Origin of the sequence: Klebsiella sp. Ech2A (genome assembly GCF_030078455.1) — a bacterium.
Lineage (GTDB): Bacteria > Pseudomonadota > Gammaproteobacteria > Enterobacterales > Enterobacteriaceae > Klebsiella > Klebsiella terrigena.
This window is the reverse complement of sequence record NZ_JAQGFU010000129.1, coordinates 1-12,308: the sequence shown is the minus strand read 5'-3', so window position 1 is coordinate 12,308 and position 12,308 is coordinate 1. Positions and strand designations below refer to the sequence as shown.

At 58.1% G+C, this 12,308-nt stretch carries 10 protein-coding genes and 1 other annotated feature; of the genes, 2 read left to right on the top strand and 8 right to left on the bottom strand.

What is annotated here, in order from left to right; translation table 11 throughout:
• Nucleotides 1-132: 132 nt before the first annotated feature.
• On the bottom strand, nt 133-1,785 hold the full coding sequence (gene ushA, locus PFH44_RS19290) for a bifunctional UDP-sugar hydrolase/5'-nucleotidase UshA (RefSeq protein WP_045854261.1): 1,653 nt from the start codon (nt 1,783-1,785) through the stop codon (nt 133-135).
• 163 nt (nt 1,786-1,948) lie between these two features.
• Between ushA and PFH44_RS19285 the strand changes: the two genes are divergently transcribed.
• Both PFH44_RS19285 and ybaL read left to right on the top strand, forming a co-directional pair.
• Nucleotides 1,949-3,169, top strand: coding sequence for an MFS transporter (locus PFH44_RS19285; RefSeq protein WP_095094509.1), 1,221 nt, complete (start codon nt 1,949-1,951; stop codon nt 3,167-3,169).
• Nucleotides 3,170-3,492: 323 nt separating this feature from the next.
• Nucleotides 3,493-5,169 (top strand): YbaL family putative K(+) efflux transporter, encoded by a 1,677-nt coding sequence (gene ybaL / locus PFH44_RS19280; RefSeq protein ID WP_045854259.1) that lies wholly within the window; start codon nt 3,493-3,495, stop codon nt 5,167-5,169.
• A gap of 83 nt (nt 5,170-5,252) precedes the next feature.
• Here the strand turns inward: ybaL and PFH44_RS19275 are convergent, their stop codons facing one another.
• The 7 genes from PFH44_RS19275 to PFH44_RS19245 all read right to left on the bottom strand — a co-directional run.
• Nucleotides 5,253-6,557: an inosine/guanosine kinase gene (locus PFH44_RS19275; RefSeq protein ID WP_045854258.1), complete on the bottom strand. Its 1,305-nt coding sequence runs from the start codon at nt 6,555-6,557 to the stop codon at nt 5,253-5,255.
• A gap of 63 nt (nt 6,558-6,620) precedes the next feature.
• Nucleotides 6,621-7,583, bottom strand: a complete 963-nt coding sequence (hemH, locus tag PFH44_RS19270; protein WP_283825848.1) for a ferrochelatase — start codon at nt 7,581-7,583, stop codon at nt 6,621-6,623.
• A 127-nt stretch (nt 7,584-7,710) separates the two neighbouring features.
• Complete coding sequence (adk, locus tag PFH44_RS19265) at nt 7,711-8,355, bottom strand: adenylate kinase (RefSeq protein ID WP_128878903.1); 645 nt, start codon at nt 8,353-8,355, stop codon at nt 7,711-7,713.
• A gap of 192 nt (nt 8,356-8,547) precedes the next feature.
• A complete protein-coding gene (gene htpG / locus PFH44_RS19260) occupies nt 8,548-10,422 on the bottom strand; it encodes a molecular chaperone HtpG (protein WP_283825847.1) in 1,875 nt (624 codons plus the stop codon).
• A 159-nt stretch (nt 10,423-10,581) separates the two neighbouring features.
• Nucleotides 10,582-11,187, bottom strand: a complete 606-nt coding sequence (recR, locus tag PFH44_RS19255; RefSeq protein ID WP_041144365.1) for a recombination mediator RecR — start codon at nt 11,185-11,187, stop codon at nt 10,582-10,584.
• A complete protein-coding gene (locus PFH44_RS19250; protein WP_041144364.1) occupies nt 11,187-11,519 on the bottom strand; it encodes a YbaB/EbfC family nucleoid-associated protein in 333 nt (110 codons plus the stop codon). Before PFH44_RS19250 ends, recR begins: the two co-directional genes overlap by 1 nt.
• A 57-nt stretch (nt 11,520-11,576) precedes the next feature.
• The coding region (locus PFH44_RS19245) for a DNA polymerase III subunit gamma/tau C-terminal domain-containing protein (protein ID WP_283825846.1) at nt 11,577-12,308 on the bottom strand (732 nt) is incomplete at its 5' end.
• Nucleotides 12,180-12,244 (bottom strand) — a sequence feature (DnaX frameshifting element). (Overlaps the previous gene by 65 nt.)

Sequence of the window (12,308 nt, the reverse complement as noted above, 5' to 3'; positions counted from 1 at the left end):
GGGGGCCGGCGATCTGGCGAAAATCCTGGATGCGAAGTTCGCCGATATCGCCCGCCGCGATTAATCCTCGCAGCCGGATCGCGCTGCGCTTCGCCGGGCTGAACCCACAACCCGGCGAGCGATGCACCCCCGTTACTGCCAGCTCACCTCGCCTTTCGGCTCAAACGCCGCCGCGTCCAGCGGGGAGTTCTTCTGGATATACTCCTTGAGCACCTCAGCGTCGATGAACCCGGTGTTGACGTAGCCTGGCTTAGCGTCGATGTGCGGATAGCCGTCGCCGCCGGTGCCGTTAAAGCTCAGGGTCGCCATGCGGTAGGTTTTTGTCGGATCGACCGGCTGGCCTTTGATTTTCAAATCATTCAGCTTGCCGTCTTTCGCTACAAAGCTGACGTTGGCGAACTGCGGATAGGCCCCGGAATCGGGCTTCATCTGCGCCACGGCGGTGAGATACTCCGTCACCTCCTGGCCGTTCATATCGACATACACCAGCACGTTGCCGAACGGCTGCACCTTCATCACGTCTTTATAGGTAATATCCCCGGCTTCGATGGAGTCGCGGATACCGCCGCCGCTCATCACCGCAAAATCGGCGCCGCTGCGCGCCATCTGCGCCGCCAGCAGCAGCTGTCCCATATTGGTCTGCACGAAGCGCACCTTGCTGCGATCGCCCTCAAGATGGCCGTTGACGCTGCCGATTTTCACCTGCAGCTGCGCTTTGCCCTTATTCTGGAACGGCGTCAGCAGCGACAGCATCTGCGCGTTTTCCGGGATCTGCGGCGTATAGAGCACGCGTTCGCTCTGGCCGTTGTCGTAGGTCACCTTTTTCTTCAGGTTGACCGGGATCAGCTGATAGTGCACCAGCTTCATTTCACCGTTGCGGAATTCAAAATCCGCGCGGCCCACGTATTTACCCCATTCGTGCGCCTGGACTATCCAGATACCGTTTTGCCTGTCCGGCGCGCACGGCGTACCGGGAACGTAGTCCACCTGCTTTTTATTCTCCGCCGCCATGCATACCGGATCCTGCGAATGGCCGCCGACGATCATCGCCAGCGCTCCGGCAGGAAGGCTGCGCGCCATCTCCACGTCACCCGGGGCATTCGAACCGTGAGCACCGTTGTCATAATGGCCCATATGGGTCGTAGCCAGAATGACGTCCGGCTTTTCATTCTGCTGCAGCTCCTGAATTACCAGCTTCGCTTCTTCCGCCGGGTTGCGGAATTCAATATCGGTGAAGTACTCCGGGTTGCCAATTTTCGCCGTATCGTCCGTCGTCAGGCCAATCACCGCGATATTCAGCCCGCCGCGCTTAAACAGGGCCCAGGGCTTAAACAGGCGCTCACCGGTGCTTTTCTGGTAAATATTGGCCGACAGGAACGGGAATTTAGCCCACTTCTCCTGCTGGCGCAGCACGCTGAGCGGGTTATCGAACTCGTGGTTTCCCACCGCCATGGCGTCGTAGCCCACCAGGTTCATGCCGCGAAAATCAGGCTCCGCATCCTGTAAATCAGACTCCGGAACCCCGGTATTAATATCGCCGCCGGATAGCAGCAGCACGCTGCCGCCCTCGCTGGCAACCTCTTTACGAATACCGTCCACCAGCGTTTTTTGCGCCGACAGGCCGTATTCACCGTAATCGCTACGCCAGAAATGTCCGTGATGATCGTTGGTATGCAGGATGGTGATTTTATAGGTTTTATCCTGCTCATAGGCCTGCGCTGACAGGCTTCCCAGCGATAGCGCCGCCAATAGCGCCAGCGCCACGCCCTGTTTCATAAATTGCATCTTTCACTCCCTGATTTAATAACAAGTGCCGAAAGTATAGCGAGTTAAGCCATTAGACAAATATGTTTTCAGAATTGCGGCTTCCTTCAAACCTTAGGCGCGGGTATGTTAGTCAGATAATAATTACACCTGCATCCTCTAATAAGAACCTTTAAGTGAATCTATGGCAATGAATCAGACCGCTCAACCCTTATCCGGCTCCGCTGCGCCGCCGCAAAAAGCACGCACCTCGTTTCGCATTCTGGGAGCCATCAGCCTTTCCCACCTGCTGAACGATATGATCCAGTCGCTGATCCTCGCGATCTACCCGCTACTACAGTCGGAGTTCTCCCTCTCCTTTGTGCAGATCGGCATGATCACCCTCACCTTCCAGCTCGCATCTTCGCTCCTGCAGCCGGTGGTGGGCTATATAACCGATAAGCACCCGATGCCGTGGTCGCTGCCCGTTGGCATGTGTTTTACCCTCTGCGGGCTGGTGCTGCTGGCGCTGGCGGGAAGCTTTGGCACGGTGCTGCTGGCCGCCGCGCTGGTCGGTACCGGCTCCTCGGTCTTCCATCCGGAATCTTCTCGCGTGGCGCGCATGGCATCTGGCGGACGCCACGGCCTGGCGCAGTCGCTGTTCCAGGTTGGCGGAAACTTTGGCAGCTCGCTGGGCCCGCTGCTGGCGGCGGTCATCATTGCCCCTTACGGCAAAGGCAACGTTGCCTGGTTCGTGCTGGCCGCGCTGCTGGCTATCGTTGTGCTGTCGCAAATCAGCCGCTGGTACGCCGCGCAGCATCGGATGAACAAAGGTAAACCTAAGGCCGTCATCGCCAATCCCCTGCCCAAAAATAAAGTTATTCTGGCGGTAAGCATCCTGCTGATGCTTATTTTCTCGAAATACTTCTATATGGCGAGCATTAGCAGCTATTACACCTTTTATCTGATGGATAAGTTTGGCTTATCGGTGCAAAACGCGCAGATTCACCTGTTTATCTTCCTGTTCGCGGTTGCCGCAGGAACGGTGATTGGCGGGCCTGTCGGCGATAAAATCGGGCGGAAATACGTAATTTGGGGCTCTATCCTTGGCGTAGCGCCGTTTACCCTTATTTTACCCTATGCCACCCTCGAGTGGACGGGGATTTTGACCATGATAATTGGTTTTATCCTCGCATCGGCGTTTTCTGCCATTCTGGTTTACGCCCAGGAGCTATTACCGGGCCGAATTGGCATGGTTTCCGGCCTGTTCTTCGGCTTTGCATTCGGAATGGGCGGCCTGGGAGCCGCGGTGCTTGGGCTGTTAGCCGATCACACCAGTATCGAGCTGGTCTATAAAATCTGCGCTTTCCTGCCTCTGCTCGGCATACTGACGATATTCCTCCCTAACAATCATCAAAAAGCGTGATTATACGGCAGCCAAAGTGAAACTTTGGCTGCCGTCACCCCTTACCCCATCAGGATCGCCCGGCATTACCTGCCCCTGTTTTCCGATCTGTGCTTTTTTGCGGGCTAATTCCAGTTTTCAGCATAATTCAATAATTATTCATAAACAAAACGGCTAAAAGTGTCATAAACTATTACTCGGTTTTTTAGGTTTATGCACCAAACCATTCGAGTTGCATCAGGGCCGCGAGCAGGATGAACGCGCGAAGCTAACGCCGAGGCAGCCTGAAGGATGAGGTGCTTAATACCGAAAATGGATTGGCTCACCACATGCAAGGAGACGGAATGCACCACGCAACACCGCTTATCACCACCATTGTCGGCGGGCTGGTCCTCGCTTTTATTTTTGGCATGATCGCCAATAAGCTACGTATTTCTCCACTGGTGGGCTACCTGTTAGCGGGCGTACTCTCCGGCCCTTTTACCCCGGGTTTTGTTGCTGATACCAAGCTGGCGCCAGAGCTGGCCGAGCTTGGGGTCATTTTGCTGATGTTCGGCGTCGGTCTGCATTTCTCTTTAAAAGATTTAATGGCGGTAAAGTCGATAGCCATCCCCGGCGCGATTGCCCAGATAGGCGTGGCAACGCTGCTGGGTATGGCGCTTTCAGCGATGCTGGGCTGGTCGCTTATGACCGGTATCGTTTTTGGTCTGTGTCTTTCTACCGCCAGTACCGTGGTGCTGCTGCGCGCGTTGGAAGAACGCCAGCTTATTGATAGCCAGCGAGGGCAAATCGCCATCGGCTGGCTCATCGTCGAAGATTTAGTGATGGTGCTGACGCTGGTCCTACTGCCCGCCGTCGCCGGAATGACGGAAAAAGGCGACGTCGGCCTGGCGTCGCTGGCCGTGGATATGGGCATCACTATCGGTAAAGTCGTCGCCTTTATCGCCATTATGATGCTGGTTGGCCGCCGCCTGGTGCCGTGGATTTTGTCGCGCAGCGCCGCAACCGGCTCGCGCGAGCTGTTTACGCTTTCGGTGCTGGCGCTGGCGCTCGGCATTGCCTTCGGCGCGGTTGAGCTGTTTGACGTCTCCTTTGCCCTCGGCGCCTTTTTCGCCGGCATGGTGCTCAACGAATCCGAGCTCAGCCACCGCGCCGCCCACGATACGCTGCCGCTTCGCGACGCGTTCGCGGTACTGTTCTTTGTTTCCGTCGGCATGCTGTTCGACCCGATGATCCTGCTGGAGCAGCCGCTGGCGGTGCTGGCAACGCTGGCGATTATCATCTTCGGTAAATCGGTGGTGGCCTACTTCCTCGTGCGGATGTTCGGCCACTCTCCGCGCACCGCGCTGACCATCGCCGCCAGCCTGGCGCAAATCGGCGAGTTCGCCTTTATCCTCGCCGGGCTCGGCATGGCGCTGGATCTGCTGCCGCAGGCCGGGCAGAACCTGGTGCTTGCCGGGGCGATTATCTCCATTATGCTCAACCCGGTGCTGTTCGCGCTGCTGGAGAAATACCTCGATAAAACCGAAACCCTCGACGAGCAAACCCTCGAAGAGGTGCTGGAAGAAGAGAAGCAAATTCCGGTCGATATCTGCAATCACGCGCTGCTGGTGGGCTTTGGCCGCGTCGGCAGCCTGCTCGGCGAGAAGCTGATGGCGCAGGGTATTCCGCTGGTGGTTATCGAAACGTCACGCACCCGCGTGGACGAGCTGCGCGAACGCGGCATCCGCGCGGTGCTGGGCAATGCGGCAAACGAAGAGATTATGAATCTGGCGCATCTGGACTGCGCCCGCTGGCTGCTTCTGACCATCCCTAACGGCTACGAGGCCGGAGAAATTGTGGCCTCCGCGCGCGAGAAGTGCCCGAACATCGAGATTATCGCCCGCGCGCACTATGATGACGAAGTGGACTATATTGTCGAACGCGGCGCGAACCAGGTGGTCATGGGCGAGCGCGAAATCGCCCGCGCCATGCTGCTGCTGCTGGAAACGCCGCCGGCGGGTGAAGTCGTCACCGGCTAGGCTCTGACGCCCTCTCACCTCGGCTGAGGGCGCGCTCCTGTCCTGTCTAACGGTTCCCTCCCCCTGCGGTGAGGGAAACGCCCCTAGCGCTCCCAGTACGCCTCTTCGAGGCTGTCTTCCCGCTCCGGCAGCCCGCGGGTTAAACGCGGCGAGTGCTGATTCAGTACCTGATAGCTCACGCGGTTCGCGTATTTGCACACCTGCGCCAGGGATGAGTAGGTCAGCCACTTGCACTTGTGCTTGCTGGAGTTGGGGACGTTATTGCGGTGGTAGTTGTTGGCCGTGATATCGTGCAGCAGCGCCGCCAGCGCGCCGTCGCCGGCACCGTTGGTATTCATGATTTTCTCAGGCCCGCCCATGTACGGGGCGATGTGGGAGTAAATACGCAGCGGGTTTTGACAATCCTGATGGCGCATCGCGCGGCTGAACTCGTACTGGTTAAACTCGGCAATGGCTCCCGGCAGCAGCGGGTGCTGGGTTTTGCGTTTCGCCTCGTCTTCGGTAAAGCTGGCCATATACAGGCCCGCAGGCCCGGCGGTGCATAGCACCAGATCAACCCACTCCAGCGCCTTATCCGAAGCCAGCAGCGGATCGGCAAGCCCGGTCAGCGCCTCGGCCTCTTCTTCGTTCATCGCCAGAATCGAGACATTTTCCTTCAGGAAGGCCTGCCACCACTGCGGGTTGTCGGCAATGACGTATTTGGTGCCCAGCGTCAGCACCACCGGCACGTCGTGCTTTTTCGCATACTCAATCGCTTTCATCGTGGCGTCCGGCATCGGTTCGCCGGGCTTGCAGCGCACCAGATAAGAGGTCAGGACCAGCGCTGAGGCGCCGGCAATCACCTCTTCCGGGATACTTTCCGGGCGCAGCTTATTCATGTGCCCGGGGCTAATGGCGAAGGTGCGTTCGCCGGAGTCGCCGATCAGGGTGAAGCAGCGGCCGATCGCCCCGTCCACGCCCTGAAGATAGTTAAGATCGGTACGGCTGGAGGTATTACAAAGATAGCGATAGGCGTAGCCGCCGATGTCGATATTGCTGCACATCACGCCAAGCAGCACCGAGCGATCGTCCGCCAGCACCGAATAGTTGTGCATGGTATTGCCGATGGTGCCACCGGCAAACTGGTGGGTGATCAGATCGTTATGCAGCAGATCCTGATAAAGCGCCTCGGCGATATCATCTTCAATCACCAGCGAATGTCCGGCGCTCAGGCCGTAGCGCTCGATAAACGCCTCATCCACTTTCGCTTCGATATCTACCAGCGTCTGGTCGATGCCGACCACCCAGGAGATAGCGGATTCATTTTCCGGCTGAATTTGCTGCAGCAGCGGATCGCGGGCGTTGACGGGGAAGTAGTGTTTAGATTTGCGTTTACCGGGAAATTTCATAGTGGTGGTTTAGTGGCAGTGGACAGGCGGGGAATAGTAGCATATTCCCCGCGCCGCAGGCGATTAGCGATACGCTGCCGTCAGGTTAACCATCATTTCAATATGCGCCGCGTCGGCGTTGAGAGCGGGAATATATTCATATTTTTGCCCGCCGGCCTCGAGGAAGAACTCGCGGTTCTGCACGGCAATCTCTTCCAGCGTCTCCAGGCAGTCGGCGGAAAATCCAGGACAGATCACCTGGACGTGCTTCACGCCCTGCTCGCCCAGCATTTTCAGCGTCTCGTCGGTATACGGAGTCAGCCACGGCTCGCGGCCAAAGCGCGACTGGTAGGTCATCATCACCCGGTCGGGAGAGAGATCCAGCGCGGAGACCAGCTCACGGGTGGTGTCGCGGCAGCGCTGCGGGTAGACATCCCCTTCGCGGGCGTAGCGCTGCGGAATACCGTGATAGGAGAGCAGCAGCACGTCCGGCTCGCCGTGTTCGGCAAACGAAGCGCGAACGCTGGCGGCGAGCGCCGCAATGTAGTCCACATCGTCGGCATAATCACGGATAAAGGAAACTCCCGGGATCGCCCGCTTTTTGCCAAAGATCCGCGCCAGCTCGTCCCATACCGCCGCCACGGTGGAACAGGAGTACTGGGGATAGAGCGGCAGCACCACGATATGGTCAACGCCCTGGGCCAGCAGCTCATCCACCGCGCTTTCCAGCGAGGGCGAACCGTAGCTCATCCCCAGCGCCACCGGCGTCTCCGGCAGTCGGGCGGCCAGCGCCTGCTGCTGCTGACGGCTGTAGACCATCAGCGGCGAGCCCTCTTCCATCCATACCGCCTGGTAAAGCTTCGCCACCCTCGGGGAGCGCAGAGGGAGGATCGCGCCGCGCAGCAGCGGCCACCACAGCAGACGAGGCGTATCAACGACCCGTTTGTCGCTCAGAAATTGTCGCAGATAGCGCTTCACCGCGTCGGGCGTGGGCGCATCGGGAGTGCCTAAATTGGCCAGCAAGATACCTGTTTTCGTCTGATGCATTACCGCCTCTTAACCATTTGAATCGCAGCCAATTGTAGCTGAAATGGCGCTAAACGGAACCAATCATAGAAAAAGGTAGAATGAGAGGTGTTCTCACCCCGTAATGACGGGATGAGAACGCACGGGATTAGCCGAGGATTTTTTCCAGCTCAACGCGAACTTCAGCCACGGCTTTGGTGCCGTCAACTTTGGCGTATTGGGTGTTGCCCGCCTGCGCTTCTTTCTGGTAGTAGCCGATCAGCGGCGCGGTCATCTGATGGTATTCCACCAGGCGCTTACGCACGGTCTCTTCCTGATCGTCTTTACGGGTGCTCAGCTCTTCGCCGGTCACGTCGTCTTTGCCTTCAACCTTCGGCGGGTTGAATTTGATGTGGTAAACGCGGCCGGAAGCGGCGTGAACGCGGCGACCGATGATGCGGTCGACGATCAGCTCGTCCGGTACGTCAAACTCAAGGACGTAATCGACGGCGATGCCCGCTTCTTTCATGGCGTCAGCCTGCGGAATGGTGCGCGGGAAGCCGTCGAGCAGGAAACCGTTGCGGCAATCTTCCTGGGTAATACGCTCTTTCACCAGCGCAATCACCAGCTCATCGGTCACCAGCTTGCCGGCGTCCATAATGTCTTTGGCTTGCTTACCCAGCTCAGAGCCAGATTTCACAGCCGCGCGCAGCATATCACCGGTAGAGATTTGCGGAATACCGTATTTCTCCATGATGAACTGAGCCTGAGTTCCTTTACCCGCGCCCGGAGCGCCAAGCAGAATAATACGCATTACGAAAATCCCCTCAAAAGTCGATTCTATTTTTCAAAAACGCTAAACCATACCACCAGAACGCAGATGGCTCAAGGAAGGCGGAATGGCTGAAACGGTTAATGGTCAGTTTATTTTGGCTGAAGAGGGTATTTCAGAAGGTTTGAGGCAGATACCCTCCCCCGTTTCGGGAGAGGGTATTGAGGGCAGGAGTTAGGATGCCAGCAGCTGGTTCATGCGGCGGATAAACTGGTTAGGATCTTCCAGCGTACCGCGCTCGGCCAGCAGCGCCTGATCGAGCAGCAGCTCAACCCATTCGCCAAACTGAGCTTCATCCTGGGTATCCGCGGCGCGTTTAACCAGCTGATGAGCCGGGTTCAGTTCAAAGATGTACTTCACCTCCGGCGCCGCCTGGCCCGCAGCGGCGAACAGCTTCGCCATCTGGGTGCTCATCTCATCCGCATCGGTGGTGACGATGGCCGGCGTATCGGTCAGACGGTGGGTCAGACGAACCTCTTTCACCCGCTCGCCCAGCAGCGTTTTCACGCGGTCAACGAACGGCTCCAGCGCCTTTTCGGCCTCTTTGGTGCTTTCATCGACTTCATCCGCCAGCTTATCCAGCGACTCGTCGGTTTTGGCTACCGACTGGAACGCCTTGCCGTCGAACTCGGTCAGATAGCTCATCATCCACTCGTCAATGCGGTCAGAGAGCAGCAGCACTTCGATGCCTTTCTTACGCAGCAGCTCGAGGTGCGGGCTGCTCTTCGCGGCGGCGTAGCTGTCGGCGGTGATGTAGTAAATCTTCTCCTGCCCTTCTTTCATGCGGGAGACGTACTCTTCCAGCGACACGGTCTGGGCGGCGGAGTCGGTATGCGTACTGGCGAAGCGCAGCAGCTTAGCGATGGTCTGCTGGTTCGCAGCGTCTTCCGCCGGGCCCTCTTTCAGCGCCAGGCCGAACTGCTGCCAGAAGGTCTGATATTTTTCGCCATCGTCTTTCGCCAGCTTTTCCAGCATCTGCAGCACGCGCTTGCTCAGCGCGCTGCGCAGGTTGCGGGTGACGTTGCTGTCCTGCAGGATTTCGCGCGATACGTTCAGCGGCAGGTCGTTGGAATCAACGAGGCCGCGGACGAAGCGCAGGTAGTTAGGCATGAACTGCTCGGCATCGTCCATGATGAAGACGCGCTGAACGTAGAGCTTCAGGCCATGTTTATGATCGCGGTTCCACATATCCCACGGCGCCTGGGACGGGATATACAGCAGGCTGGTGTACTCCTGCTTCCCTTCAACGCGGTTGTGGCTCCAGGTCAGCGGATCGCTATAGTCGTGGGCAATGTGCTTATAGAACTCGTTGTACTCGTCGTCTGTAATTTCCGACTTATTGCGCGTCCACAGCGCCTGCGCCTTGTTGATTTTCTCCCAGGAGATAACGGTTTCACCGTCAACTTCTTCCTGTTTTTCAATCTCTACCGGCAGCGCGATATGGTCGGAGTATTTGCTGATGATCGAGCGCACGCGCCAGTCGTTGAGGAAATCATCCTCGCCTTCGCGCAGATGCAGAGTGATCTCGGTCCCGCGATCGGCCTTGGTGATGTCGGCAACGGTGTAGTCACCTTCGCCGGCGGACTCCCAGAATACGCCGTTTTCGGCGCTATCGCCCGCGGCGCGCGTGCGTACGGTGACCTTATCGGCAACGATAAACGCGGAGTAGAAGCCGACGCCAAACTGACCGATCAGCTGGCTGTCTTTTGCCTGATCGGAGCCCATCGACTCGAGGAACGATTTGGTGCCGGATTTGGCAATCGTCCCGAGATGATCGATAACCTCGTCGCGATTCATCCCGATGCCGTTGTCGGCGATGGTCAGGGTGCGGTCGTCTTTGTTAAAAGAGACCCGTACGCGCAGCTCACCGTCGCCCTCGTAGAGATCCGGCTGCGACAGCGCGCGAAAGCGCAGCTTGTCGGCCGCATCGGAGGCGTTGGAAATAAGCTCGCGCAGGAAGATTTCTTTATTGGAATAGAGAGAGTGGATCATCAGGTGCAGAAGCTGTTTTACCTCTGACTGAAAACCGCGAGTTTCTTGTCCTTTCATCTAGCTTAACCTCAACAATGCCATGTTTAATGGTAAAAAAACCGTTGAGTGTGAGATGGGGACGGGAGGAAAATTTTTCAAGCAACGGCAGCGAAAAATGCCGAATGCGCGAAATAATTCAGGCTGCGGACGACGCGCGCCAGCAGCCTGAATGTCGGACTAAAGCCGGATCTTGTGCCGTCCGGCGAGGGAGTGCGACAGCGTGGTGCCGTCAACCATCTCCAGCTCGCCGCCAACCGGCACGCCGTGGGCGATGCGGCTAGCCTCGACGCCGTACTGCGCGCAGAGTTCGGCAATGTAGTTGGCGGTCGCTTCGCCTTCCACCGTGGGGTTGGTGGCGAGGATCACTTCCTGCATCGATTCGTCACGCAGCCGCTGCTCCAGGCGGTCAAGCCCGATGTCATCCGGTCCAATCCCGTCAAGCGGCGACAGGTGGCCCATCAGCACGAAGTAGCGGCCGGAAAACTGCCCGGTCTGCTCGATGGCGTAGATGTCCGCAGGACTCTCCACCACGCAGATCTGCCCGTTCTCCCGGCGGCGCGGATTGCTGCAAATATTGCACACCTCCTGCTCGGTGAAGGTGCGGCAATCGGCACAGTGGCCGATTTCCGACATGGCGCGCGTCAATGACTGCGCCAGACGCATCCCGCCGCTGCGATCGCGCTGAAGTAGCGTAAACGCCATGCGCTGCGCCGACTTTGGGCCAACGCCCGGCAGGCAGCGCAGTGCTTCCATAAGCTGAGTTAACAGCGGGCTGGTTTGCATCAGAACGGCATCTTAAAGCCAGGCGGCAGCTGCATACCGGAAGAGACGGAGGCCATTTTCTCTTTCTGGGTCTCTTCAATGCGGCGCGCCGCATCGTTGAAGGCCGCGGCCACGAGGTCTTCCAGCATATCTTTGTCATCTTCCAGCAGGCTTGGGTCGATCTCCACGCGACGGCAGTTGTGCGCGCCGTTGATGGTGACTTTAACCAGCCCCGCGCCGGATTCACCGGTCACTTCCAGCCTGGCAATCTCTTCCTGCATCTGCTGCATTTTGTCCTGCATCTGCTGGGCCTGCTTCATCAGGTTACCCAGGCCGCCTTTTCCACCAAACATAGGCTTCTCTCTCAGTAGGTCATCGTTAAGGATGATGATGGCAAGTCGAACTTGTCATCAAATGGGGCGAATACTCTCTTCATCCAGGTCTGCATCGAAGAACCGGCGCAGCGTCTGGATGTTGTTATCCGCAATAATCGCTTCACGCGCCTGCGTGAGCTTCTCTTCATAAATTGCCTGCCGCCACTCCAGCGGCGTGCGCATCGCAGGATTATCGTCTTCCACGATGGTCAGTTCAACCGCTGCGCCGTATAAAACGCCGAGCGCTTCCGCCAGCTTTTGCTGCGCGCCAGCGGAGTTGAGATGCCGCTGGCTCGGCCGCAGATGCAGGCAGATACGGTTACCGTCCTGCTCTTTCCACGCGTTGAGCGCCACCTGCTCGACCAGCTTCGGCACCGCAAGCTGGTTAACTTCCGCCGCCCAGCTATCGCGTTCGACCGCTTCAACGGCAAGCTTTGCCGCCAGCTCCGGGGTTTTCTCATGCTCCAGCGCTTTCTTCAGCGCCTTCGGCGTGGCGACTTCTTCCTTCACCGTTTCGACGACGGTCGTCGATTTCCAGCGATAGGCTTCTTTCTTCGCCGGGGCCTGCTCCAGCGCCGCTGCAGCAGGTCGTGCCTGCACGCGCTCGGTAATCGAACTCAGACGCTCCAGCGCAGAGTTATTCACCGGCCGCGCGCGTGATGCGGCTGCCGGTTCACTCTTTTTTGGGCTGGGTGCTCCCTGATTACGCTGTAGATGGCTCCGCGCCGCCGGAGAATGTGCCGCAGAAAACCAGTCAGGTGCTGGCGG